23 protein-coding genes, 2 tRNA genes and 1 riboswitch are annotated in these 25,314 nt (G+C 69.0%); of the genes, 18 read left to right on the top strand and 7 right to left on the bottom strand.

Annotated features, from left to right (window positions below):
* Window positions 1-17 precede the first annotated feature (17 nt).
* Window positions 18-335, top strand: a complete 318-nt coding sequence (gene cutA, locus FDA94_RS35450) for a divalent-cation tolerance protein CutA (protein ID WP_137251411.1) — start codon at window positions 18-20, stop codon at window positions 333-335.
* Here cutA and FDA94_RS35445 read toward each other — a convergent pair.
* Both FDA94_RS35445 and FDA94_RS35440 read right to left on the bottom strand, forming a co-directional pair.
* On the bottom strand, window positions 320-871 hold the full coding sequence (locus FDA94_RS35445) for a DUF1707 SHOCT-like domain-containing protein (RefSeq protein WP_137251410.1): 552 nt from the start codon (window positions 869-871) through the stop codon (window positions 320-322). The two genes, cutA and FDA94_RS35445, sit on opposite strands and share 16 nt — an antisense overlap.
* 110 nt (window positions 872-981) lie before the next feature.
* Complete coding sequence (locus FDA94_RS35440) at window positions 982-1,503, bottom strand: hypothetical protein (RefSeq protein WP_137251409.1); 522 nt, start codon at window positions 1,501-1,503, stop codon at window positions 982-984.
* Between the two features lie 888 nt (window positions 1,504-2,391).
* On the opposite strand from FDA94_RS35440, the gene FDA94_RS35435 reads away from it, so the two are divergent.
* The 3 genes from FDA94_RS35435 to FDA94_RS35425 all read left to right on the top strand — a co-directional run bounded on the left by FDA94_RS35435 (window position 2,392) and on the right by FDA94_RS35425 (window position 4,073).
* Entirely contained in the window at window positions 2,392-3,108 is a 717-nt protein-coding gene (locus FDA94_RS35435; RefSeq protein WP_137251408.1) for a hypothetical protein, read from the top strand.
* A gap of 195 nt (window positions 3,109-3,303) precedes the next feature.
* Window positions 3,304-3,786, top strand: coding sequence for a tyrosine-type recombinase/integrase (locus FDA94_RS35430; protein ID WP_137251407.1), 483 nt, complete (start codon window positions 3,304-3,306; stop codon window positions 3,784-3,786).
* Between the two features lie 116 nt (window positions 3,787-3,902).
* Entirely contained in the window at window positions 3,903-4,073 is a 171-nt protein-coding gene (locus FDA94_RS35425) for an integrase (RefSeq protein ID WP_137251406.1), read from the top strand.
* A gap of 56 nt (window positions 4,074-4,129) precedes the next feature.
* Here the strand turns inward: FDA94_RS35425 and FDA94_RS35420 are convergent.
* Window positions 4,130-4,203 (bottom strand) — tRNA-Gly (locus FDA94_RS35420).
* A 90-nt stretch (window positions 4,204-4,293) separates the two neighbouring features.
* Here FDA94_RS35420 and FDA94_RS35415 point away from each other — a divergent pair.
* Window positions 4,294-4,367: transfer RNA gene (locus FDA94_RS35415), tRNA-Pro, on the top strand.
* A 227-nt stretch (window positions 4,368-4,594) separates the two neighbouring features.
* The gene (locus FDA94_RS35410) at window positions 4,595-6,331 is read left to right on the top strand and encodes an ATP-binding SpoIIE family protein phosphatase (protein ID WP_137251405.1); all 1,737 of its coding nucleotides are present in this window, start codon (window positions 4,595-4,597) and stop codon (window positions 6,329-6,331) included.
* Between the two features lie 12 nt (window positions 6,332-6,343).
* On the opposite strand, the gene FDA94_RS35405 is transcribed toward FDA94_RS35410, so the two are convergent.
* Complete coding sequence (locus FDA94_RS35405; RefSeq protein WP_137251404.1) at window positions 6,344-6,760, bottom strand: DUF7144 family membrane protein; 417 nt, start codon at window positions 6,758-6,760, stop codon at window positions 6,344-6,346.
* An 855-nt stretch (window positions 6,761-7,615) separates the two neighbouring features.
* Between FDA94_RS35405 and FDA94_RS35400 the strand changes: the two genes are divergently transcribed.
* Window positions 7,616-8,188: a TIGR03086 family metal-binding protein gene (locus tag FDA94_RS35400; RefSeq protein ID WP_212735647.1), complete on the top strand. Its 573-nt coding sequence runs from the start codon at window positions 7,616-7,618 to the stop codon at window positions 8,186-8,188.
* Here the strand turns inward: FDA94_RS35400 and FDA94_RS41650 are convergent.
* A complete protein-coding gene (locus FDA94_RS41650) occupies window positions 8,185-8,262 on the bottom strand; it encodes a 50S ribosomal protein bL37 (protein WP_407929421.1) in 78 nt (25 codons plus the stop codon). The two genes, FDA94_RS35400 and FDA94_RS41650, sit on opposite strands and share 4 nt — an antisense overlap.
* Window positions 8,263-8,418: 156 nt before the next feature.
* Between FDA94_RS41650 and FDA94_RS35395 the strand changes: the two genes are divergently transcribed.
* The 10 genes from FDA94_RS35395 to FDA94_RS35350 all read left to right on the top strand — a co-directional run bounded on the left by FDA94_RS35395 (window position 8,419) and on the right by FDA94_RS35350 (window position 22,415).
* Window positions 8,419-9,195: a DeoR/GlpR family DNA-binding transcription regulator gene (locus FDA94_RS35395; protein WP_137251419.1), complete on the top strand. Its 777-nt coding sequence runs from the start codon at window positions 8,419-8,421 to the stop codon at window positions 9,193-9,195.
* Window positions 9,192-10,208, top strand: a complete 1,017-nt coding sequence (locus FDA94_RS35390; RefSeq protein WP_137251402.1) for a galactose-1-phosphate uridylyltransferase — start codon at window positions 9,192-9,194, stop codon at window positions 10,206-10,208. The genes FDA94_RS35395 and FDA94_RS35390 overlap by 4 nt, the downstream gene beginning before the upstream one ends.
* A 74-nt stretch (window positions 10,209-10,282) precedes the next feature.
* Window positions 10,283-10,420: riboswitch (cyclic di-AMP (ydaO/yuaA leader) on the top strand.
* A gap of 52 nt (window positions 10,421-10,472) precedes the next feature.
* Window positions 10,473-11,396, top strand: a complete 924-nt coding sequence (locus tag FDA94_RS35385; RefSeq protein ID WP_137251401.1) for a coiled-coil domain-containing protein — start codon at window positions 10,473-10,475, stop codon at window positions 11,394-11,396.
* Window positions 11,397-12,226: 830 nt separating this feature from the next.
* Complete coding sequence (locus FDA94_RS35380; protein WP_137251400.1) at window positions 12,227-13,492, top strand: glycosyltransferase family 2 protein; 1,266 nt, start codon at window positions 12,227-12,229, stop codon at window positions 13,490-13,492.
* A complete protein-coding gene (locus tag FDA94_RS35375; RefSeq protein ID WP_137251399.1) occupies window positions 13,492-15,594 on the top strand; it encodes a right-handed parallel beta-helix repeat-containing protein in 2,103 nt (700 codons plus the stop codon). The genes FDA94_RS35380 and FDA94_RS35375 overlap by 1 nt, the downstream gene beginning before the upstream one ends.
* On the top strand, window positions 15,591-17,456 hold the full coding sequence (locus FDA94_RS35370) for a right-handed parallel beta-helix repeat-containing protein (RefSeq protein ID WP_137251398.1): 1,866 nt from the start codon (window positions 15,591-15,593) through the stop codon (window positions 17,454-17,456). The genes FDA94_RS35375 and FDA94_RS35370 overlap by 4 nt, the downstream gene beginning before the upstream one ends.
* Window positions 17,457-17,458: 2 nt before the next feature.
* The gene (locus FDA94_RS35365; protein ID WP_137251397.1) at window positions 17,459-18,664 is read left to right on the top strand and encodes a right-handed parallel beta-helix repeat-containing protein; all 1,206 of its coding nucleotides are present in this window, start codon (window positions 17,459-17,461) and stop codon (window positions 18,662-18,664) included.
* Window positions 18,665-18,685: 21 nt separating this feature from the next.
* Entirely contained in the window at window positions 18,686-20,017 is a 1,332-nt protein-coding gene (locus FDA94_RS35360; protein WP_137251396.1) for a UDP-glucose dehydrogenase family protein, read from the top strand.
* A gap of 284 nt (window positions 20,018-20,301) precedes the next feature.
* A complete protein-coding gene (locus FDA94_RS35355; protein WP_137251395.1) occupies window positions 20,302-21,996 on the top strand; it encodes an MFS transporter in 1,695 nt (564 codons plus the stop codon).
* Window positions 21,993-22,415: a MarR family winged helix-turn-helix transcriptional regulator gene (locus tag FDA94_RS35350; RefSeq protein ID WP_137251394.1), complete on the top strand. Its 423-nt coding sequence runs from the start codon at window positions 21,993-21,995 to the stop codon at window positions 22,413-22,415. Before FDA94_RS35355 ends, FDA94_RS35350 begins: the two co-directional genes overlap by 4 nt.
* Here FDA94_RS35350 and FDA94_RS35345 read toward each other — a convergent pair.
* Entirely contained in the window at window positions 22,410-23,963 is a 1,554-nt protein-coding gene (locus FDA94_RS35345) for a peptidoglycan-binding domain-containing protein (protein WP_137251393.1), read from the bottom strand. The two genes, FDA94_RS35350 and FDA94_RS35345, sit on opposite strands and share 6 nt — an antisense overlap.
* A 140-nt stretch (window positions 23,964-24,103) precedes the next feature.
* On the opposite strand from FDA94_RS35345, the gene FDA94_RS35340 reads away from it, so the two are divergent.
* Window positions 24,104-24,541 carry a hypothetical protein gene (locus tag FDA94_RS35340; RefSeq protein WP_137251392.1) on the top strand — a complete coding sequence of 146 codons (438 nt, stop codon included), beginning with the start codon at window positions 24,104-24,106 and terminating at the stop codon, window positions 24,539-24,541.
* 18 nt (window positions 24,542-24,559) lie between these two features.
* Here FDA94_RS35340 and FDA94_RS35335 read toward each other — a convergent pair.
* A partial coding sequence (locus FDA94_RS35335) for a helix-turn-helix transcriptional regulator (protein ID WP_137251391.1) occupies window positions 24,560-25,314 on the bottom strand: 755 nt, incomplete at its 5' end.

Below are 25,314 nucleotides of genomic sequence, written 5' to 3'. Positions count from 1 at the left end.
CGGGTTAGCGTGCAGGCATGTCTGACCATATTGAGGTCCGCGTGACGGCCGGATCACCCGAGGAGGCCGACCGGTTGGCCGACGCGGTGGTGGGGCACCGCTTCGCGGCCTGCGCCCAGATCGTCGGGCCGATCACCTCTGTCTATTGGTGGGACGGCGAGGTGAACCGGTCGCAGGAGTGGCTCGTGCTGTTCAAGACGACGGCTGAGCGGTTCGGCGACCTGTCGGGGTGCGTGCGGGAGGTGCACTCCTATGACGTACCGGAGATCATCGCGGTGCCGGTCGCCATGGGTTCGGGCGACTACCTGAGCTGGATCGATCAGACCTTGCGGTAGCGCACCCAGACGTCACCGGTCTTCACCTGACCCGTGAGCCGCACGACGACGCCGTCGGGCGCCAGATTGACCCCGCGAAGGTTGTGTACGCTGCCCCCGGTCAGCCTGACGACCTCGGTGTCGTCCACCTTCCAGCCACGCGGCACCACGATGACGATGTCGCCGAACCAGGAGGTGGCATCGATGTCGACGACGACCTCCCGGTGCACGCAGTCGGCCGCGGTGAAGTCGATGCGCACCCGCCCACCCAGCCCGACGCGGGCGCTGATGCGCGAGGGCACCAGCCAGCGGCCCTCCTGACGGATGTTCCCGTCGACCGTGTGCAACTCGAGCCCGGCCGCGGCGACCTCGCCGTCGGCGGGCAGGTCGGCCACCACCAGCTCCAGCTCGCCCAGCGTGCGGGCGGCGTAGGTGAGGTCGATGCGCTCGTTCAGCTCGTCGAGATCGATCCGCCCCTCGACGACGGCGACCCTGAGCTGCTCGGCGACCCGCTCCCTATCAGCATGCGCCGCGCGCAGGTGCCGGCGGTCGGTCATGCGCGCACCTCGGCGATCGCCGAGCCCGGCGGACAAGCCGCCTGAAGTGACCACACTGAGGTCATGGCCATAAGGTACGACTTCCGGCGGCGCCGATGGAAGCGCCGGATTCAGCGCGGGCGGCGCCAGTAGGCGAGCTGCCCGCTCGCGCTCTGGACGACGCGCGGCTCGGACGCGTCCTGGGGCCAGATCTGGAGCAGGTAGCGGTCGATGATCTCCCTTGAGGTGTCGACCTCGGCGGCCCGGTCCATGTTCTGGGCGTGATACCGCAACCGATACCACCCCGGTCCCGCGGACAGCTCGGGGATCTCGTGCCACTCACCGCCGCCCCACTCCTCGACGGCGACCCGGCCGGCCTCGGACTCGAAGCTGATCTCCACGATGTCCTCGTATCCGGCGGTGTCGGCTCCAGGGTCGTGGTCGGCCACCGTCACCGAGAAGCCGACGGTCCCCGTGTGCAGGCCGGTGATCAGGAAGGCGCTCCCCTCTTCCACCCGGATGATCCCGACGGGGTGCGTGGGATGGTCGGCGATCATCCCGGCGGGGCCCATGGCCTCGTCGGTGTCGTCGATGAGATAGGCCTGCGAATAGTGGACGCCGAGATCGAACGACACGGTCTGAGTGGTGGTCATGGGAGCGGAGCTTACGATCATGAACTGACATTTTCCGGGAACGTCCGGACAGCGGCCGGACCCGTTGAGCATGGATCCCAGCGGGACGGGGTGGTCGCCCCGGAATGGGAACTTCGACGACTATTCACGAACATCAAAGGCCGGCCCCCCAATGTGGGTGACCTGGCCTTTTCAAGGTGAGAGCGGACGACGGGAATCGAACCCGCGTAGCCGGTTTGGAAGATTACGGTGCGGACTTGTTCCACGTGCTGCGTCGCAGGTGGGACACCGTCTCAATCTTTCACGAAGCCCCGCGGCCCCCCGCGATTGACCGCCATTACGGACACGGAACGGGCACGTCGTCTACCGCCCATGGGACCGACATCGCCATGGAGGTGTTCAGGTCGGCAGGGGGACTTCACCCGTTCGCCTATCTGCTCGACCAGGCAGAACGCTGCTTCGACCTCGACCAGTGACACTCCGAGTCCGCGACAGACCAGGAGATAGCGGGGAAGGCTCCCGAGACCTATACAGCTTTAGCAGCCCGGATCTTGCCCGTCCTGATCGCCCCTACCCGTACGTGGATCAGCCCTCATCAGGCGATCGCCAGGGCAGCATTTCCGCGTCGGGATAGAGCAGCGAGATCTTGTCCAGGACCTCTTGTATGGTCGTCTCCACGTCCCACCACGTCCTGTCCAGCGCCCGTATCGTCAGATCAACGATCTCCCGTCCGCACCGTGCGCGGTCAGCTCGCCGTCAATGAGCTGAGCATCGTTTCTGCGATGAGATCCCAGCCCTCTTGGCTGAAGGGGCGGTCGTAGGTTGACGTTCATGCACATAAGGACGGATCGATCGGTGTCGCCTCGCCTCTGCCGCTTTCTGGACGAGTTCGCACGTTGGTGGGACCCGATGCCTGCGGATTGGATCAAGCGAAATGCTCGTGCCGTCGATCAGACGGGCGTCGAGACAGACGCTTCCGATGAAGCAATCGAGGCGATGATCGCGTTTGAGCAGAGGTACGGCGGCCTCTGGTTCCCTGCGCTAGGACCAAACGGCATGGAGTACGGACTCGGTGGGGAGACAACGGTCTACCGCACGGCCGCGGGATGGGCCTTTCCCGGGATCTCGGACGGGGATTGGACCTGGGCAGTCGAGATTCTGTTGGATGGGCGTGCCGGGATGACTCTCGCGGACAAGCCTCTCAGGGTCCTCAATCGGAGTGTTGAGCAGCGGCTTGAGGCACACGCGTTGCTCATGGCCGTGCGTCACTGGCCGCATCTGATTCTGGACCTGGCTACCCCGCGAGGCATGGTTCCGGCCCTGGCGGATGCCGGCCTCCCATCACCCGCCGACGCGGTCTCAGGCCCGGCAGACCTGTGGTGGTCCGACGACGTGTCCGCCATCCACCTTCAGCTCGACAACTGGTGGACACATGATCACGACATCTGGAGCGCGCAATGCTTCAGCAAGGAAGGCATTGGCCTCGGCCGGTTGAAAGAACTGCTGCTCAGCGGGATGACCGGATTTCTGGAGCGTGGTGGGGTTTGGTGTTCGCTGTGCGATCGGCTCGCGCCGTCGGCAGGTAGCGGGCGGCACGATCCCGACCCAGACAGGAAAGCTCCCTGAGGAGCCGGTGACCGATATCGAATGCGGCGTAGGGGCGTGACCTGCACGGGGAGCGGTCATAGGTGATCGCCATTAGCCGGGGTAACGAAGGTTCAACCAACTGCCGGCTCCGGAGTCTGCTCAAGAACCACCTCGCTCCGACGTTCGGCGGGCAAGCCCTCTCGGAGATCAAGGAGGCCGACGTCCGGTGCTGGCGTGAGGAACGCCTCGGCGTGGTCGGTCAGCCCACGGTCGCACGGCGTACCAGCTCCTCAAGACGACGAACTGATCCACCGCAACCCGTGCCGGATCAAAGGAGCGGGCACCCCGGACACTCCAGAACGCAAGACGATCTCGCTGGCGAAGGTGGCGCAGCTCCTCGGCGCGAGTCCCGAGCGGTACCGGGCGCTCGTGCTGCTCGGCACCTTTACCACGCTCCGCTGGGGTGAACTGGCCGGTCTCCGCCGTGACTGCCTCGACCTGGAGGCCGGGGTGGTGCGGGTCGTCGGCGCCCTGGTCGAACTGGACGGCGGCGTCCTCATCGACGACACCCCGAAGTCACGCGCGGGCCGACGGGTGGTCACGATCCCGCCCGAGATCATTCCGGCCCTCAGGGAGCACGTCGACCGATTCGCGGAGTCCGACAAAGACGGCTGGGTATTCGTCGGCCCAAGGCGCCCCCTACGCCGCTCGGCCTAACGGAGAACGTGGAACAAGGCGAGAGCCGCCATCGGTGAACCGGATCTCCATTCCACGACCTCCGGCACGTCGGCAGCACCCTTGCGGCGGCCAACGGCGCCGGCCTGAAGGAGCTCATGGCCCGCATGGGCCACGCCTCGACCCGGGCCGCGCTGATCTACCTTCACGCCACCCGGGACCGGGACGAGGTGATCGCCAAGGCCCTCGGCTCCGCCTTCGAACAGGCCATGAGCGGGGACGCCGGAACCCCATCGGGCACGCAACGGGCACGCAAGATCGGCAACTAAATTCAGAAACATCAAAGGCCAGGCCCCACACTGTGGGTGACCTGGCCTTTCAACGTTGGAGCGGACGACGGGAATCGAACCCGCGTAGCCAGTTTGGAAGACTGGGGCTCTACCATTGAGCTACGTCCGCGCGCGCCGGTCGGCATCTGGTCTAGACTTCATCCGGCCGTCAATGCGTAAGCGTACCGGAGATCTCGGGGCGTCGGCGCCAGGCGGCCAACGGGGTGTGGCGCAGCTTGGTAGCGCACCTGCTTTGGGAGCAGGGGGCCGCAGGTTCAAATCCTGTCACCCCGACACACGTCTTGCCGTTGCGGGCGAAGGTAATAATTCCCGTCCGCAACGCCCTCGCCCGGAGTCGGGCATTGCGTCGTAAACGCCGACGAACACTACCTTTCCGTGCCGATGACTCGGCTTCTTGACGATCGGTCCGGGCTTGACCCTGCAATCCACCGTGTAAAGCGCCGTACAGTCTGGGAAAAGGCATGAAATGCCGTGGTTGTCCTCCCTACGATGCGGAAGAGATGAACCGGAACAGCGTGATCAAGACGCCGGTGCCGGGTGACCGGCTCGAGTGGCGGCAGGCCTCGGCGGCCTCCGCTCAGGAGCGGCTGGCCTATCTCAACGAGGCCAGCCGTCGCATCGGGACGACCCTCGATCTGGGCGAGACCAGCCGTGAGCTCATGGACGTCGCCGTGCCTCGGTTCGCCGACACCTCAGCGATCATGGTGCAGGATCGGCTCGTCATCGACGGGGAGTTCCCGTCGCGGCCGGTCGACGGCACGGCGCTCGTGCGGCGGGTGGCCATCGGGGTGGCGGAGGCCGATCCGACCGAGTGGGTCGAGGCTTTTCCGATCAACGAGGTCACGGTCTATTCTGCGCAGTTGCCGCAGGCGCAGTGCATGTCGACCGGGCATCCGATCATGTATCCGGAGCTCGACGAGCACACCGCGGAGCTGATCGGGGCCAGCCTCGACCGTGACGTGGTGGTCAAGCTCCTGGTGGGCGGGTCGTTCATCGCCGTGCCGCTGAAGGCGCGGGGACGGGTGCTCGGGTGCGCGATCTTCAGCCGCAACCCGGGCGGGTCGCCGTTCGAGGAGGAGGACGTCGCGGTCGCCGAGGAGCTGGCCGCGCGGACCGCCGTCTGCATCGACAACGCGCGCCTGTACGCCCGGGAGCGCCGCACCGCCCTGACACTGCAGAGCAGCCTCCTGCCGGCCGACCTGCACCAGCCGCTGGGCATGGAGATCGCCTCGCGCTATCTACCGGCCAGCGACCTCATGGGGGTCGGCGGCGACTGGTTCGACGTGATCCCGCTCCCCGGGTGCCGGGCGGCGCTCGTGGTGGGTGACGTCATGGGGCACGGGACCCGGGCCGCGGCCACGATGGGGCAGCTCCGGACCGCCGCGCGCACGCTCGCCTCGCTCGACCTGCCGCCGGACGAGGTGCTGTTCCGGCTCAACCGGATGAGCCAGGACCTCGATCCGACCCAGATCGCCACGGCGGTCTACGCGACCTACGACCCGGTGACCCGGACCTGCGCGCTCGCGCGGGCGGGGCACGTTCCGCCGGTCCTGATCCATCCGGACGGTCGTACCGAGATCATCGAGCTGCCCTCGGGGCTGCCGCTGGGGATCGGGAACGACCCGCTGGAGACGGTGGAGATGGTGCTGCCGTCCGGCGGCATTCTCGCCTTCTATACCGACGGCCTGGTGGAGAGCCGGGCCAGAGACATCGACCTGGGGATCATGGCGCTGCGCCGGCTGCTGTCGACGCCCGACCAGGATCTGGAGGAGATGTGCGATGTGACGATCAACAGTCAGCGACCCGGGCACGAGCGCGACGACATCGCGCTGCTGCTTGCCCGGGTCCATGAACTCGCGCCCGACGAGATCGCCTCCTGCTCGCTGCCGGCCGATCCTCGTTTCGTCAGCCACGCGCGCCGGTTCGTCCGGGCGACGCTGGCGGAGTGGGGGCTCGGCGCCGTCCGTGACACCACCGAGCTGGTGGTCAGCGAGCTGGTGACCAACGCGCTCAAGCACGGCTGGCCGCCGATCGAGCTGAGGTTGCTGAGGGGCCGGGGCAGAACCCTGGTCTGCGAGGTCGCCGACGGCTCGCCCACCGTCCCGGCGCTGCGCACTCCGACTTCGGAGGACGACACCGGGCGCGGGCTGCAGCTCATCAAGCGCCTCACCTACCGGTGGGGTACGCGCCCGACCCCTCTCGGGAAGATCGTCTGGGTGGAGCAGCGGCTCCCCTAGGCGGTGCTCTCCCTACGCGATACTGCCGCGCGGCGGCACCACCAGGCCGTAGATCACGACCACGGCCAGCGCGACGACGATGAGGGACCAGATCGGGAACGCCCCGGCGTAGGCGAACTGGCCCAGGATGACCAGTGCCGCCAGGACGATGCCCAACATGCGGGCCCACATCGCGCCTTGGAGAATGCCCACGCCCGCGATGACCATGAGGACTCCGGCCACCAGCCAGATGATGCCCCATGCCGTGAGGTTGAAGATCAGCACGCCCGAAGACCCGACCACGAGGTAGTGGCTCTTCAAGATCGCGGCGAACCCGCCGACGATGTTGAGCAGCCCTACCACGATGCCGAGGATCCCGGCGAAGCGCAGCCAGTTGGAGGGGTGCGGCAGTCGTCCGCCCGAAGTGGGTGTCGTGGATGCGGTGGTCAACGCGACCAGCTCCTTCCTCGTCGACTAGCAATTGCCACCATAACCACATAAACCGCCACAAATGCCTCACATGGCGCACTATTGGCGATGCGAGGCTTTCTTTTGAGAACCCCACGGGTATTCCCGGTGCATTGAGGCCGGGGGGACGCGCGAATCCCGAAGGCGGCGTGGATCAGGCCACTGGCATCGGTTTTGCCCGCTTTGGCGGACGGCGCCGGCGCGAGTCTCCTCCTCTTCGGTGTCACCGAGCTTGCCGAATGTTGGAGCGCCCGATCTGGCCCTTCTTCTAGTGGTGGCGGGTTCTGCTCGCCCTCACCCTGGCGGGAACCGCCACAGGGCTGCCGATCTGGCGGTTTCCGGGGCACGCCGGGCCCGATCCTCCGCCGGGGCGCTGACCACGGTGGCCCTTTCTCGGGCCGGACGCCGCATATGAAGGTGCCGGGCCATCCCGGGTTCCGGCTCGTCGACCCGGTCTCGGGGGTCGGTGATCGCGCTCGTCGGCGGCTGGGGCTGTTGGTGGTCCAACCAACAGGCAGTGCTCACGGTCACGGCAGGCCGGGCCTCTGGTCGCGCTGGTCGCGCTGACCGTGGGCGCCTGCGGGTTCCGGCGGTGCCGTTGGCGCTCGCGCTTTACCAGGGGTTCGTGCCGGCGATCACGCAGCACGATGGCTGAGGATGTTCGCGTCGGTCGTCGGCGCTGATTCCCGGGGTGTGCGTGACGATTCCGCCCGGGTGGTTGCCGGTGACGGGCAAGAAGGAGATGGTCGTCCCAGCACACGTGCCAGGAATGCCCTAAATTGTCACTTTGGTCCGGAGCCCCATGACGTGAGCTCGTGTTCGGGTTACCGTCGAAATGTGACGATCGGAATCGAGGACGCCTACCGCCGGGCCCTGGACGCCTTCGGTATGCGCGTCCACCTCATCAAGCCCGGCCAGTGGGACCTCCCGACGCCGTGCGTCGACTGGGACGTCCACGCCCTGGTGAACCATCTCGTCTACGAGTCTCTCTGGGCCCCCGAACTCCTGGCCGGCCGCAGCCCGGCCGAAGTAGGCGACGTCTTCGACGGCGACCTCATCGGCGACGACGCGGTCAAGGCCTTCGACTTCGCCGCCCACGCGGCCGTCACCGCCGCCTCGGCGGAGGGCGTGCTCGACCGCACCGTGCACCTGTCGTTCGGGGACGTGCCGGGACGTGAATACGTCACCGAACTGTTCGCCGACGCCCTGATCCACACGTGGGACCTGTCGAACGCCATCGGCGTGGCCGACCGGCTCGACCCGGAGCTCGTCTCGCTCTGCGCCGCCTGGTTCGCCGACAGCGAGGAGGGCTACCGGAGCTCGGGCATCATCGGCGGGCACGTGCCGGTGCCGGAGAACGCCGACCCGCAGACGCGGCTGCTCGCCGCGTGGGGCCGCCGGGCCTACTAGCGGCCTGTGGGCCGCTTGCCGTGGTTGGCCTTCTTCTTGCGGCGAGCCTTGGACTTGCGCTGTCGTTTACCCATTCGCCCACTGTGCGCCTCGTGCGAACACCTGTCCACCTCCCATGTTCCAACATTTTCTATGCGATGATTTGTTGGAACATGTTGAGAAGAGGAGCGAGTCTCTTGGGGCAGATTCAGGGCGCGAGGCACGACCGTCCTCCGGCCGGCCGCGCCTCGCTGCTGGCCCAGCAACGTCAGCAGGCGATCCTCGAACGGGTCCGGCGCACGGGCGGGGTGCGGGTCGCCGACCTCGTCCGCGATCTGGGCGTCTCCGACATGACGATCCGCCGCGACCTCGAGGCGCTGGCCGATCGGGGCCTGATCGAGAAGGTGCACGGCGGCGCGACCGTCGCGGGGCCGGGGTCGACCGAGGAGCCCGGGTTCGCCGCCAAGTCGGTGCGGCAGCAGGCCGAGAAGGAGGCGATCGCCCGCGCCGCCGCCCACCTGGTGCGGCCGGGCAGCGCGGTCGCCCTGTCGGCCGGCACCACGACCTGGACCTTCGCCCACCATCTCGTCGACGTGCCCGACCTGACCCTCATCACCAACTCGGTCAGAGTGGCCGAGGTGTTCCACCGGTCGGGGCGGCCCGGCCAGACGATCGTGCTGGTGGGTGGTGTACGGACCCCGTCCGACGCCCTCGTCGGACCGATCGCGGTCCAGGCGATCAGATCGCTCAACGTCGACACGCTCGTCCTCGGGGTGCACGGCATGAACGCGCGGGCCGGGTTCACCACGCCCAACCTGCTGGAGGCCGAGACCGACCGCGAGCTGGTGGCCGCCGCGCAGCAGCTCGTGGTGCTGGCCGACCACACCAAGTGGGGCACCGTCGGCATCTCCACCATCGCCCGGCTCGACCGGGCCAACGTTCTCGTCACCGATTCCGGCCTGGACAAGGAGGCGCGCGACGAACTGGCCGGCCACGTCGGCGAGCTGATCGTCGCCGAACCCGCATGAACCGCCATCTGACCCACCTGGCCGACGGCCGGGAGCTCGTCTACTTCGACCTGAACCCCCGCGACCACTCGGCCAAGGACCAGCGCGACCTGCCGCCCCGGCCCGCCCCCTCGGAGCTGCGGCACGATCCGGTGCTCGACGAGTGGGTGGCCGTCGCCGGCCATCGGCAGACCCGCACCCACCTCCCGCCGCCCGAGGAGTGCCCGCTCTGCCCCGGCCGCCCGTGGTCGGAGATCCCCTCTGCCTACGACGTGGCCGTGTTCGAGAACCGGTTCCCCTCGTTCAGCGGGCCCATCGGGCGCTGCGAGGTGGTCTGCTTCACCGACGACCACGACGCCTCCTTCGCCGACCTGAGCGACGAGCGGGCCGGGCTGGTCATGGACGCCTGGGTCGACCGCACCCGTGAGCTGTCCGGGCTCGACGGGGTGGAGCAGGTCTTCTGCTTCGAGAACCGGGGCGCCGAAATCGGCATCACTCTGCCCCATCCGCACGGGCAGATCTATGCGTATCCCTATGTGACACCCCGCACCCAGCGGATGCTCACCGTCGCCCGGCCCGGCTCGCTCGCGGCCGTGGTGGCGGAGGAGCGTGCCGGGGAGCGGGTCGTCGCCGCGAACGACCACTGGACGGCCTTCGTACCGAGGGCCGCGCGGTATCCGTTCGAGGTGCACCTCTATCCCCACCGGCAGGCGCCCGACCTGCCCTCGCTCACTCCCGAGGAGCGGGCGGCGTTCGGGCCGCTCTACACCGGGGTGCTGCGGGCCCTCGACGGGTTGTTCGGGGTCCGCATGCCGTATGTGGCCGCCTGGCACCAGGCGCCGGTCCGATGGGGAAGGGAGGTGGCGTACGTGCACATGGAGCTCTTCAGCATCAGAAGGGCGCCGGAGAAGCTGAAGTACCTGGCAGGTAGCGAATCCGGTATGGGAGCGTTCGTCAACGACGTGCGACCCGAGGAGGCGGCCTCTATGCTCAGGGCTGCATCGGGAAAGATGGGGCGCCAGATCACGGATTGATCTCCGTATGGTCGCAACTTCAAGTAGCACTTGCCTCGTCTTTACCATTACTATCCACACGAACCCGCCGAGATCTCGGCGGACTGCCTAATCCCGGGCGTGTCGCCCGGGAGCCGGGGACCCACCAGAACCTGGGGTGTAGGCGCTATCGCGCGCCCGGGCTCCTCCGCCCGAATCCGTCAGCTAACCCGGCCGGCGCAAGGAGAGGAGTGGGCGCTGCCCGCCACGACGCACCGTCGCAACCACCGGTGGTTCCTCCTTCCGGTGGCGGCCCTGGTGGCCGCTTTCTGCGCCGCGCTGGTGCCCGGCCCCGCTGTCGCGGCCCCCAAGCCCGACGCCGACAAACTGCGCAAGCAGCTGTCCAGCCTGGAGAAGAAGGTCAACTCGCTGATCGCCCAATATCACGCGGCGCGCGACGACCTCGCCGAGGCGAAGACGGCGCACAAGGCCGCGCAGGCGAAGCTGGACAAGGCGCACGCCGAGTTCGCGGCGGCCCAGCGCGAGATGGCCCGGCTGGCCGGCCTCAGCTACCAGTCGATCCCCGGCAACGGCGGGATCGTGCTGCCGCCCGGCATGGGCATGTCGCCGCTCGCGATGCAGCTCGGCAACGAGCAGGCCGCGATCGTGCGCAACTACAAGCAGAAGGAGCAGGCGCGGGCGCAGGCGGCGGCCGAGGCCAAGACCCTGATCACCGAGATCGACAAGAAGTCCAAAGACATCGAGAAGCGCCGCGTGGAGGCGGAGGACCTGATCGATGACATCAAGGACCGGCTCGACGACCTGATCCCGATCGGCCCCGGCAAGCTGGCCAACGGCGGCTGGGCCCCGCAGCTGCCTACTGGCGCCGACAACATCACCGCCCGCACCCGGCTGATGCGCGAGGAGGCCAAGGCGGCCTTCAAGCTGAACAACTCGATCGGCTGCTTCCGCGTCGACACGATGGGCGAGCACCCGCTCGGCCGCGCCTGCGACTTCATGATGACGACCGGCGGCGCGATGGCCACCGGCGCGGCCAAGCTCCTCGGCGACCAGCTGGCCGAGTGGGCCCTGAAGAACCGCACCAAGCTCGGCGTGAAGTACGTCATCTGGCGCCAGCGCATCAACAGCGGCACCGGCTGGCGCTTCATGAGCAACCGGGGCGGCAACACCGCCAACCACTACGACCACGTTCACATCTCGATGTTCTGAGCACGCCCCCGGACGGCCCGCCCTGACCCCCGCGAACGGCCGCCCCACCCAGGGAGTTCTCAGGTAGTACGACTACCCTGACCCAAAACCCCCACAAAGCCCATCGAACCCCCCGTAAGCTCTCAAAGACCAACTGCCCCACCCACGATCACGCGGGTGTGCGCGCCCAGCCCCCGCGGTGCGCACGCCCGCGTGATCATCCTTCGGGACCCGAAGTAAGTGATCACCTACAGAAGCGCCCGAAGGTTTACCCGGATTCGATAACGATCATGTTTCGGCATTTATCCGAGCGCTGGTTACATGCACGTGAATTCTGCTGCATAGAACCATCCTCTGGACGCGTGCAGGAAACCCCCAGCCTGGAGCCCCAACCGCCTCCCACCAGGAAAGTCACACGTCGTACCGTGTTTACCTCAGGCCCCGCCGTCCCCACAGATAAAAGTTTCAACGACAGGCCCGTTGACACCCGACTTATCCCGAAATTAGCTTATGGAACGGTACACCTCGGGACTGCTGTGGCACCTGTTCCAGCTGTGACTCTTCGCAGCCGGCCAGGCGCGGATCCCGACTCTCTCCCTCCCATGCCACGCGAGAGGACCAGCGTGAGATCCGCTGATTTTTCCCCGGCCCGCGGCCACCGGGCCCGCCGTCTCGGCTCGGCAGTCGGGCTCACCCCCCAATAGGGGGCCCGAACTCAAAGCGACTTCGATGCAGAAGTTGACGTTTCAGCCGAACAAATAGTGTGCTCCGCCGGTCATCTCATTCCCTGAGATTCCCGGAACGACTCGGTGCATTCTTTCGCGTGCGGAAAAGCTCAGGAGAACAAGGTCGTGGGGTCTGATTCTGCGAATTGGCTCGACACCGCCTATGAATGGCTGGTGAGGTCGAGCGCCAACGGGAGTTGGCGGGACATCGTCCCGCTCGGCTTGGCGGGTCTGCTCGTCTGGGGTCTCTGGATCTACCGGGTCGTGCTGTCCCGGCTGGCCAAGCCCGTCGTCAACGGTTACCGCGCGTCCGTCTCGGTCGTGGTGCCGTCGTTCCGTGAGGACGCCGAGATCCTGGTCCGGTGCCTCGGGAGCTGGCTCTCCCAGAACCCGGGCGAAGTGATCATCGTCGTCGACGTCGCGGACACCGAATGTCACGCGAAGCTGCGGGAGGTCAACGACCCCCGGCTGCGCGTGCTCGTCTACGAACACTCGGGCAAGCGGTCGGCGCTGGGGGTCGGCATCCGGGCCGCCCGTGGCGACATCGTGGTGTTCGCCGACTCCGACACCTGGTGGGAGCCCGGCCTGCTCGACGCCGTGCAGATGCCGTTCGAGGACCCGCAGGTCGGTGGCGTCGGCACCCAGCAGAACGTGTTCCAGCGCACCACCAGCGTCTGGCGGCGCATCGCCGACTGGCTGGTGAACCTGCGCTACTACGACTACGTGCCCGCCATGGGCAGCCGTGGTGGCGTGGCCTGCCTGTCCGGCCGCACCGCCGCCTACCGCCGGTCGGCGATCATGCCGGTCGTCCACCACCTGGAGAACGAGTTCTTCCTCGGCCGCCGCTGCATCGCCGGCGACGACGGGCGGCTCACCTGGCTGGTGCTGGCCTCCGGTTACAAGACGGTGCACCAGTCGTCGGCGCGGGCGATCTCGATGTTCCCGAGCTCGTTCCGGGCCTTCTTCAAGCAGCGCATCCGCTGGAGCCGCAACTCCTACCGCTGCTACCTGACCGCCCTGTGGAAGGGCTGGCTGTGGAAGACGCCGCTGGTCACCAAGGTCACCGTGCTGCAGATCCTGCTCACCCCGGTCACCATGGGCGTCACGCTCGGCTACCTGTTCTTCAGCCGCCTGGAGCTGACGCCCTGGGGCATCGGCACCTGCGTCGGCTGGCTGCTCATCGGCCGCGGCATCCGCGGCTGGTCGCACCTCAAGCGCCACCCGCAAGAGATCCTGCTGCTGCCGCTGACCACCCTGGTCATCATCGGAATCGCCCTGCCGATCAAGCTCTACGCGTTCCTCACCATGAACAAGCAGGGCTGGCTGACCCGCAAGGCCGACCAGGCGGGTTCGGAGGGCCAGACGGCCGCGACGCTGCAGGGACTGGCCTGATGGCCATACACAGGACCATCGTGACGGCCGGAGCCCTGCTGCTCGGCGCGCTCACGATCGGCGTACCGCCCGTCGCCGCCGCGCCCTCGCCCTCGCCGACTCCCCCGGCGAGTGCGCGGCCGTCGGCCGACACCGGGATGACCAACACCATCCCGAGCACGAAGCCCACTGCGGAGCCGGTCCGGGAGCCCGCTCAGGAGACCGCGCCGGCGGCCGTCCCGAGTGACGCGCCGAGCATCCCGAGCTCCGAGCCCGAGCCGCTGATCAAGATCTCCCCCGAGGACGCCGAGTCGCAGTCGGCGCTCGTCGACATGGAGGACCAGCGCATCCTGCAGACCCGGGCGGCGCTCACGGCGCTGCTGCAGACCGGCGGCATCGCGGCGGCCCAGCGCAAGCAGCCGCAGATCTTCTCCTCGTCGTTCGGCCGCACGATGGTGCTGCCGGCCCGCAACGACGAGCGGCCGTACACGCTCAAGGACCTGATCTCGGTCGAGAAGGGCAAGTACGTCCGGCTGATGACCGACGGGTCCTACCTGCTGGGCGTCCACGTCTTCGTGGCCGACGGCGCGACGCTCCAGCTGCGCGGCCCGATGACGCTGCGGATGGGCAGCATCCCGGGGTCGTTCAGCTCGATCATCACCTTCGGCGGCAACATCGACATCAAGGGCACCGCGACCAAGCCGGTCCGCATCACCAGCTGGGACGTCAAGGCCAGCAAGCCCGACCTGGACACCACCGACGGCCGGGCCTACATCCGGGCCGTCGGCGGCCAGTTCAACATGGTGTACGGCCAGGTCTCCGACCTGGGCTTCTGGAGCGGCCGTACCGGCGGCATCGCGCTGACCGGCACCGAGCGCCCGTCCTCCACCTACCGGCACCGCACCAAGGCCCAGCGCCACCAGGACAAGGCCGACCGCCTGGAGAACAACACCAAGGACCAGGGCGGCGGCACCTACGGCGACGTCGAGACCTACCCGATCGGACCCGGCACCGCTTCCCACGTGCCGGCCGACGAGCTGGTCACCGGCAAGATCGAGAACAGCGTGATCACCCGCGACGCCTACGGGCTGTTCGTGTCGGGCTCGAACCAGACGCAGATCATCAACAACAAGATCCGCGACAGCATCGTCCACGGCGTGTTCATGCACCGGTTCGCCAAGAACGCGACGATCTCGCACACCGAGGTGACCGGCAGCGGCGGCGACGGCTTCGTGCTCTCCCGGGCCACCGAGAAGGTCCAGGTCAACGACTGCCTGGCGGAGAACAACGGGCGCAACGGCTTCACCCTCGACGGCCGGGCGCTGGCTCACGGCCCGTCGGCCTCGGGTGAGTCGCTGGCGGTCTACGGCGACAGCTCGGTCAACAACAGCGTGGCCCGGGGCAACGGCCGCTACGGCATCGAGGTCATGGGCGGGATCCGCCAGGCCGTGCAGACCAGCGAGGTCGTCGGCGGCGACATGGGCATCGTGGTCCGCGCCGGAGCCGAGGCCGTGCAGTTGTCGGGCAACAAGCTGACCGGCCAGAAGCGCCAGGGCATCGCACTGCGCGACGGCGTGCGCAACGCCTACGTCTCGGGCAACACGATCACCGGCGGCCCGACCGGCGTCTACATGCGCGACTCCAACGGCCAGGTGGTCGGCAACAAGATCACTACCGTGAAGGACGTGAACGCCCACGGCGTCACGGTCGTCGGCGCGGCCGGCGGCTCGGAGGTGGCCCGCAACACGATCGTCGGCTCGGGCACCAGCGCGGTCAGCACCGCCCGGTCGAGCGGCGACGTGAACGACCACAACAACGACGAGGAGCGGTGGGTCGACACCTCGACCTTCTGGAGCAAGGCCAAGCGGTACGTCAAGCCGATGAACGTCATCTGGGCCGGCGTGATCCTGCTGATCCTCGTCTCCGCGCTCCGGTCGCGCGGCATCATGGACCGGCGCCGCAAGGGCATCGTCGACCCGTACGAGCTCCAGAAGGCGATGGAGGAGCGCCCGTCCTGGGCGCTGGCGAACGCGGCGGCCGCCACCAACGGCAGCGGGTTCAACGGGCGTAGCAGGCCGACGCAGCCGGCCGTCCCGACGGTCACCGTGGGAGGCGGGCGATGAAGAAGGCCTGGATCACGTTCTTCGTGCTCCTCCTGCTGGGCGCTGGCACCTGGGCCTACCTCTCCTATGCCGACAGGCCGGCCCCGACGCCCGCGGTCGACGACGTGACCGCCGCCGACGCCAAGCAGCAGTCGAACCTGGTCGACCAGGAGGACCTGCGGATCATGCAGACGCGGGCGACGCTCATGTCGGCGATCGCCCGCGGCGGCCCCAACGCGCAGCGGGCCCGGCAGCCGCACATCTCCAGCTCGGCCAACGGCCAGACGCTGGTGCTGCCCTCGCGCCGCGAGCCCTACCGGGTCGCCGACCTGGAGAAGCTGGGCGGGGAGTACTTCCAGAAGCAGAACGACGGGTCGTACATCCTCGGCATCAACCTGTTCGTCGGCCCGAACGCCAAGCTGGTGCTGCAGAACGCGACCGGCCCGCTGGTGATCCGGATGCGCAGCGAGCCGGGGTCGTTCGCCACGATCGTCGGCTTCGGCGCCAGCATCCGCATCAACGGCTCCCCGCAGAACCCGGTACGCCTCACCAGCTGGGACCCGAACATCAACACGGCCGACAGCCGGGTCAACGACGGCCGGGCCTACGTGCGGGTGATCGGCGGCGAGCTGCGGATGAGCCACGCGCAGGTCGAGTACCTCGGGTTCTGGAGCGGCTCGACCGGCGGCCTCTCGCTGACCGGCAGCGACCGCACCACCCTCGACGCCGACCTCACGCCGGCCCCGCCGCTCACCGACGAGAAGGTGCTGCTCCCGGGCGGCGCCCTGGTGCCGCGCATGGGCGACGACGACCAGGTGGTGATCCACGACGGCAAGGGCCTGAAGAGGGTGGCGTACAAGCTGCCGAAGGCGAACCTCGTCACCGGGGAGATCACCGAGACCTCGATCAAGGGCAACGCCTACGGCATCTTCATCACGGCATCCAACCAGACCCGGATGGCCAACGTGACGGTGACCGGGAGCCTGGTCGACGGGGTGCTGCTGCACCGGTTCGCCCGCAACGCCACCATCGAGAACACCACGGTGACCGGCTCGCGCGGCGACGGGTTCGTGCTCTCGCGCGGCACCCAGAACGTGACGATCACCGGTTCGGGCGCGGTCGGCAACGGCGGCAACGGCTTCACCCTCAGCGGCCTGCCGCTGGCCCGCGGCCCGTCGGCCTCGGGCGAGTCGCTGCAGAGCTTCGGCGGCAGCTCGGTGACCAGCTCGTGGTCGAAGGAGAACAAGCGCTACGGCGTCGAGATCCAGGGCGGCGTCGACCTGGCCGTCCAGACTACCGAGGTGACCGGCGGGCAGACGGGCATCGTGGTGAACAAGGACGCGACCGGGGTCCGGGTCTCCGGCAACCGGATCAGCGGCCAGTGGAGCCAGGGCATCGCGGTACGCGACGGCGTCACCGGCGCCAAGATCGTCGGAAACATCGTGAACAACGTCCCGACCGCGATCTACCTGCGCAACGCCGAGGCCGAGGTGACGGGCAACACCGTCAACCAGGCGACCCTGCACGGCGTCTCCGTGCTGGGGGTGGCCACGGGCACCGAGGTCGTCGGCAACACCCTGGGCGGGGCCGGGCGCAGCGCGCTCGACACCGACCGCGCGACCGGCATGGCCGCGGTCACCACCAACAACGTCGACGGCTGGCAGGACACGGCGGACTTCTGGACCACGGTCAAGCGCATCGCCAAGCCGATGAACCTGATCTGGTTCGGCGTCATCCTGCTCATCGTGATCTCCGCCATCCGGGCGCTCGGGAACAACGGGCCCCGCGTCGGACGTCGCATCGTCGACCCGTACGAGAGGCAGGCCGTCATGGAGGAGCGTCCCGTGTGGTCGCTCACCGGCGCGTCCGCCGAAAGGACCTGACCATGCGCATCGAGATCGACATCGACAAGAAGACCATGATCGCGGCGGGGGCCGGTGCGGCCTTCACGATCCTGATCGTGGTCGTCCTGTACGGGATCTTCGGCGGCGGTGGTCAGGAGCAACAACCCGGCATGGTGGTCGAGAACATCCAGCCCGAGACCGGTCAGCGGCCCCTGCCGACGTTGGGGGCCGACGACTCCGGTGAAGACTTCCAGGAGGAGGAGCAGGTGCGGGAGGAGGACGAGAAGAAGGAGGACTTCGAGCCGTTCACCGCCGTCCAGCAGCCTCCGGACATCGCGATCCCCGACGGCGAGGGCAAGATCGCCTGTCCCGAGGCGACCGTGACCGTGACCACCGCCGACGAGCTCACCGAGGCCCTCGCCTCGGCCACGCCGGGCACCGTGATCTTCATGGAGCCGGGCGAGTACCAGGGTCATTTCGCGGCCGCGACGAAGGGCACCAAGGACCAGCCGATCTTCGTCTGCGGCTCCCGCGACGCGATCATCGACGGCGGCGGCCTCAAGGAGGGCTACGCCTTCCACCTGAACGAGGCCGACTACTGGCGGCTCATCGGCTTCACCGTCCGGCACGCCCAGAAGGGCGTCATGGCCGACAAGTCGAACTTCAACGTGGTCCAGGACCTCGACGTCAACCACATCGGCGACGAGGCCATCCACTTCAGGAACTTCAGCTCCGACAACATCGCCCAGTACAACCTCATCTGGGGCACCGGACTCCGTAAGGACAAGTACGGCGAGGGGGTCTACTTCGGCACCGCCGAGAGCAACTGGGCCACCTTCTCCGGCGGCCAGATGGACAAGAGCGACCGCAACATCGCGCGCGGGAACGTCATCCGCGCCACCGCGGAGGCCATCGACATCAAGGAGGGCACCTCCGACGGCAAGATCATCGGGAACATCTTCGACGGCTCGATGATCACCGGCGATGGCCACAACGACAGTTGGGTGGACGTCAAGGGGAACGGCTACCTGATCGAACGCAACACCGGCCGCGGCTCCCCCGCGGACGGCTTCCAGACCCACAAGATCATCAATGGCTGGGGAACCGGGAACACCTTCCGGGCCAACGTCATCGATCTGGGCGGTTCAGGGGGCTACGGCATCAACGACACCGCAGGCGGCAACACGATCTCCTGCGACAACGAGGTGACCGGCGGCCCGCTCACCAAGAAGAGCGAATGCTCCTGAGTTTCTGCGAGAGAACTGACAATGACTGAAACCGCACTCCCCCGGATCACCGTCATCGGGACCGGGTATCTCGGAGCCACTCACGCGATCTGCATGGCCTCCCTCGGCTATGAGGTGGTCGGACTCGACACCGACCCCCGCAAGATCGAACGGCTGCAATCCGGCGAGGTGCCTTTCTTCGAGCCAGGTCTGCCCGAACTGCTCGCCAAGACGATGGCGACCGGCCGACTCCGGTTCACCACGTCGGTCGAGGAGGCCGCCGCCCACGGTGACGTGCACTTCATCTGTGTGGGCACCCCGCAGAAGCCCGGCATGGACGCCGCCGACCTGACCTACGTCGACGCGTCCGTGACCGCTCTGGCCCCGCTCCTGGACCGCAAGGTCCTGGTCGTCGGCAAGTCGACCGTCCCCGTCGGCACCGCCGCCCGCCTGACCGGCCTGATCAAGGAGCTGGCCCCGGCCGGCGACGAGGTCGAGCTCGCCTGGAACCCCGAGTTCCTGCGTGAGGGCTTCGCGGTCGAGGACACCCTGCGTCCCGACCGGCTGGTGTTCGGCGTGGCCTCCGACTGGGCGCGTGAGCAGCTCGAGGCGTCGTTCCGGCCGATCATCGACAACGACACCCCGGTCGTGGTGACCGACCTGGCCACCGCGGAGCTCGTGAAGGTGGCCGCGAACTCGTTCCTGGCCACGAAGATCTCCTACATCAACGCGATGGCGGAGATCTGCGAGGCCACCGGGGCCGACGTGCGTCACCTGGCCAAGGCGCTGGCCTTCGACGACCGCATCGGCGGCCGGTTCCTCCAGCCCGGTCTCGGCTTCGGCGGCGGCTGCCTGCCCAAGGACATCCGCGCCTTCGCCTCCCGGGCCGAGGAGATCGGCGTCGGCCAGGCCGTGTCGTTCCTGCGCGAGGTGGACGCGATCAACCGCCGCCGCCGCTCGCGCACGATCGACCTGGTCCGTGAGATGGTCGGCGGGCAGCTGAACGGCAAGAAGGTGGCCTGCCTCGGCGCGGCCTTCAAGCCGAACTCCGACGACATCCGCGACGCCCCCGCGCTCGACGTGGCCCGCACCATGCACGGCCTGGGCGCCAACGTGCGGGTCTACGACCCGGCCGCGCTCGACAACGCCCGCCGCGCCTACCCCGAGCTGCGCTACGGCACCAGCGCCATGGACGTGGCGGCCGACGCCGACGTCGTGGTGCTGCTGACCGAGTGGACCGAGTTCCGCGAGATCGAGCCGTCGGCCCTGGCCTCCGTGGTCAAGCACCGCCGCATCGTCGACGGCCGCCACGCGCTCGACGCCGAGTTCTGGCGCGCCGAGGGCTGGGAGTACCGGGCGCTCGGCATGCCGTAAGCGAGACGCGGCCGGCCGAAGGCCGGTCGTGGCTCGCGCTCTGAATCTGCCCAGGTACGCGAGACGCGGCCGGCCGAAGGCCGGTCGTGGCTCGCGCTCTGAATCTGCCCAGGTACGCGAGACGCGGCCGGCCGAAGGCCGGTCGTGGCCCGCGCTCTGCATCTGCCTGACAGAACGCAACCGAAAAGGGACGCGCGATCCCGCGCGTCCCTTTTCGTGTTGTATGGGGCATTTTTCGCCACCCCCAACTCGTTAGTTAGGGTAAGCAAGTTGTTGGGGGCCTCATGTCGGACCGTTATCCGTGGATCGCGCTGAGCAACACCACCCTGGGCATGCTGCTCGCCACCGTCAACTCCTCAATCGTGATCATCTCGCTGCCGGCCGTCTTCCGCGGCATCCACCTGAATCCGCTGGAGCCCGGCAACGTCTCCTACCTGCTGTGGATCCTGATGGGCTACATGCTCGTCTCGGCCGTCCTGGTGGTCACGCTGGGCCGTCTGGGCGACATGTTCGGCCGGGTCCGCATGTACAACGCCGGCTTCGCCGTCTTCACCGTCGGCACGGTGGTGCTGGCGCTCGACCCCTTCCAGCAGTCGGGCGGCGCGCTCTGGCTGATCGGCTGGCGGCTGTTCCAGGGCGTCGGGGGCGCGCTGCTGATGGCCAACTCGGCGGCGATCCTGACCGACGCGTTCCCCGCCGGGCGGCGCGGCATGGCGATGGGCGTCAACCAGGTGGCCGGCATCGCCGGGACCTTCCTGGGGCTGGTCGCGGGCGGGCTGCTGTCGCAGCTCGACTGGCGGCTGGTGTTCTGGGCCTCGGTGCCCATCGGGATCATCGGGACGGTGTGGGCGTACCGGAGCCTTCGGGAGACGGTCACCCGGGTGGAGGGTGCGAAGATCGACTGGTGGGGGAACCTGGCCTTCGCGACCGGCCTCACGATGGTGCTGGCGGCGGTGACCTACGGCATCCAGCCCTACGGCGGCCACTCGATGGGCTGGACCAACCCGCTCGTGATCGGCGGGATCGCCGTGGGCGTGGTGATCCTCGCGGCCTTCTGCCTGATCGAGACCAAGGTGGCGCAGCCGATGTTCCACCTGTCGCTGTTCCGCATCAGGGCCTTCGCGGCCGGGAACGTGGCCGGGCTGCTGGCCTCGGTCGCCCGCGGCGGCCTGCAGTTCATGTTGATCATCTGGCTCCAGGGCATCTGGCTGCCGCTGCACGGCTACCGGTTCGAGGACACCCCGCTGTGGGCCGGCATCTACCTGCTGCCGCTGACGGCCGGATTCCTGCTGGCGGGCCCGATCTCCGGCCACCTGTCCGACCGGCACGGCGCCCGCGCCTTCGCCTCCGGCGGACTGATGCTGTCCGCGCTGGCCTTCCTCGGGCTGCTGCTGGTGCCGATCGACTTCCCGTACTGGGTGTTCGCGGCGCTGATCTTCCTCAACGGCGTCGGGTCGGGCCTGTTCACCGCGCCCAACACCACCGCGATCATGAACTCGGTCCCGGCCGGGCAGCGCGGCGTGGCCTCGGGCATGCGCGCGACGTTCACCAACGCCGGGATGGTGCTCTCGATCGGCGTGTTCTTCTCGCTGATGATCGCCGGCCTGGCCGCCACCCTGCCGCAGACCCTGACCGGCGGCCTCGCCCAGCACGGCGTCCCGCCGGCGCTCGCCGCCACGATCGGCGCGCTGCCCCCGGTCGGCACGCTCTTCGCCGCCTTCCTGGGCTACAACCCCATCGGGAACCTGCTCGGCCCGACCGGCGCCCTCGCCCACCTGACCCCGGCGAACGCCGCGACCCTGACCGGCCGCGAGTACTTCCCGAACCTCGTCTCCGGCCCCTTCCACCAAGGTCTGGTGGTGGTGTTCCTGCTGGCCATCGCCATGTCGCTGGTCGCCGCCGTCGCCTCGCTGCTGAGAGGCCGCCGGTACGTCCACGACGAGCTGGCGGTCACCGCGGTCACGGTGAACCGGTCATGACCGACGTCGACGTGCTGGCCGAACGGCTCAAGACGGCGCTGGCCCGGCTGGCCAGGCGCAGCCGCCGGCAGACCAGGGGCGACCTGACCGCCGGCCAGACCTCGACCCTGGGCGCGGTGGCCACTCTGGGGCCGGTCCGGCTGGTCGACCTGGCCGCCGAGGAGGGCGTCAGCGCGCCGACGCTCAGCCGGGTGGTGGCCGGTCTGGAGCACCTGGGCCTGGTGACGCGGGTGGCCGACCCGGCCGACGGACGGGCCTCCCTCATCAGCCTGACCCCGACCGGCCGGGCCGAGCTGACCCGGCTGCGCGGCGACGGCATCGCCTTCTTCGCCGCCCGCATCAACGCGTTGCCCGCCGACCAGCGCAGCGCCCTGGCCGCCGCGCTCCCGGCGATCGAGGCGCTGGCCGGCCCGTCATAGACCGGAGGTGTCGAGGGCGAAGGAGCCACGGGCCGCGCTGAGCCGCAGCCCCGCCGTCGGCAGCGTGTAGCCGCGTGTCTTGGACATCTTCTCCGGCCACGCCTCGACGTACTTCATGGAGTCGGTGAGGGCGGCCGGGGCCGCTTTGACCAGCTCGGCGATCAGGGCCAGCTCCTCGGCGTCGCCCCAGCCCGCCGGGTCGCCGGTCAGCCCGGCGGCCGTCCGGGCGATGGCGAGCCCCGGACCGGCCTGACCCCCGGTGCAGACGTCGGCGGGCCGGTTGACGTGCCAGCGCAGGAGCAGCGCCACGCCGCGTTCGGAGGTGACGACGTCGCCGACGCGGTGGCCGTCCCAGGGGATCGACAGGATGTCGCGCAGGCGGATGCGGCTCATCGTCCACATGCCCCGGCGGAAGCCGTCGACCGTGCGGCAGGCCATCTGGAAACGGTGGAACCAGTGCCAGCCGCGGAAGACGTCGTACTCGCTCCTGGTGGCCGGGAGCGGAACCGGGTCTCCCTTCTCCTGTACGACCAGAGCGCGCCCCACGTACTTGCGCTGGTTGGCGTTGAACTCGACCGACTCCCAGGGCACCACGTCGAGCCCGAACCGCCCGACCGCCTCGTCGAAGGCGGCCCGGTCACGGCTCTTGAGCAGGCTCAGGTACGGCCACAGCTCGGCCTTCTCGACGGCCGTCTCCGGGTTGCCGCGCAGCCCCGCCGTCCAGTGGCACAGGCCGAGCGACAGGTAGCCGTTGTCGTAGGCGTTGAGGCTGTCGAAGTAGCCGTAGCACTCCACGTCGGCGACCGCGCGCACCACCTTGAAGGTGCTCAGCGCCGCGACGGTCAGGTCCCCGATCGCGGGCGAACCGGGCAGCAGGTGCTCCGGCAGCACCTCGCCGAGCGGCTGCCAGGTGTGGATCGGCGGCACCGACCGCGCGCCGCCCCGGACCGCGGGCGTGAAGTCGCCGGCGACGTCGGGCTCGGCGGCCTTCCAGGCCCCGCTGAAGTCCAGGGCGTGGAACCGGGGCGTGTCGTCCGGCACCTCGTCGGGCCGCCAGACGTTGTCGGCGACCACGCCGTCGCCCTTCCTGGCCTCGACGACGACCGGGCAGCGGCGGCCGTTGGCCAGCCAGTGGCGCAGGGTGAAGCGGGTCCAGGCGTTGAGCACGCCGGTGGCGGTCCCCCGGTAGCGCTCGTGGACGGCGATCGGGAGGGCCACGAGCCGGTCCGACCAGCGGGGCAGGTGGGGGAACCGCTCCACGGCGGAGGCCGGGAGGGTGGCGTACCGCTGGAACTCCTGCAGGGCCCAGCGGGTGTCGCGGGTGAACTCGCCCCCCGTGGGGGCGATCAGGAAGCCGAGGGTGCGCAGGGCCTGGTTGAGGTCGTGGACGTGGGTGGCGCCGAGCAGGCCGGGTCGGTCCTGACCGGCGTAGCGGGCGGTCGTGCCCGGGGCGGGGTCACGGTCGCCGTCGCGGAGGTCGAGCTCGCCGAACAGACCCGAGGTGGGGCGGGTCAGGGTGGCGATCAGCCAGCGGAGGAAGTCCGTCATGAGGGCGACGGTAGGCGGGTCCGGGGTCGGCGAACCCAGGGAGCACCCAGGGGATATGCCCGGTTCGTCGCCTGAAGCGACGCCGGTGACCTGCTCCGTAGCGTTCTGAGCACTCGATCCAGACGAAAACGGAGAAACTCATGGCAGTGAAAACGGGGAAGATCAGTGTCCCCAAGGGACTGACGGCGGCGCTCCTCGCCGCCACGGTCGAGGCCGAGGTCCTGGACAACGACGGCAACCAGCCGGAAGAGGTCATCAAGGCGGGCACCGACCTCCGGGTGCGGGTGCGCTGGACCCTGAGCGGCGTCCTGGCCACCATGATCGGCGGATCCTTCCGCGCGGAGGCGCGGTTCGACGGAGTCGGCGCCATCCCCGACTTCTCTACGGCCGCGCCGGACCAGCCCACGCAGCCGCTGCCCGCGGGCGGCGTCCACGTGGTGGACGTGCTGGTGCCGGCCGCCGCCTTCGCGGGAGACGCCTACAACGTCAGCGCGGTGCTGACCTACATCGACGGTCTCGGGGTCGCCGGGCCCATCAAGGGCATCGTGGACCTCGACCAGATCGCGCTGTCCCCCTGAACCGGTCGTGCCCGCCCGTCACTCCCTGAAGCGGCGGGCGAGCTGGGCCCGGGAGCCGATGTCGAGCTTGACGAAGACGTGGCCGAGGTGGTACTCGACCGTCTTCACGCTGAGCACCAGCTCGCGGGCCACCTGCCGGTTGGTCAGGCCGGCCGCCACGAGGCGGGCCACCGCGTGTTCCTGGGGCGTGAGGGCGCGGGGGCCCGCCGGCCTGACCTGATCGGCGGCGCCGCAGGCGGCCAGTTCACGGCGGCAGCGGGCCAGCGCGGGGGCCGCGCCCAGCGGGGCGAGCAGGTCGCGGGCGGCCCTCAGGTGGCTGGCGGCCTGGCGGCGGGCCGCGCCCCGGCGCAGGAACGCGCCGAACTCCAGGTGCGTCAGGGCGGTCTCGTACGGCTGAGCCGCCCTTTTCGCCTGGATGAGCGCACCCTCGAAGGCCGCCTCCGCTTCCACGCGCCGCCCCATCTCGGCCATCAGCATGCCGCGCGCCCGGCCGGCCGCCACGAGCGCCGACGCCCGGTCGCGCGCCTCCGCCAGCCGCTCCAGGTCCGCCAGCACGACCCCGGCGGTCTCCAGTTCCCGGGTCCGGACCAGCGCCTCCACATACGCCTCCCGCCATCCGACCAGGCCCGGCTCGTCGACGCCGTCCCGGTGGCCGGTCCGGTGGAGCGGCGCGAGCGCCCGCACCGCACCGGCCGCGTCGGTCACCGAGGCCCGTGCGACCGCGGCGTAGGCGGCGTTGCTGGGGTCGCCGAGCGCCGCCGCCCAGCGGACGG

Source organism: Herbidospora galbida, assembly GCF_005233835.1.
Classification (GTDB): domain Bacteria; phylum Actinomycetota; class Actinomycetes; order Streptosporangiales; family Streptosporangiaceae; genus Herbidospora; species Herbidospora galbida.
This window is presented reverse-complemented; position numbering and strand designations above follow the sequence as displayed.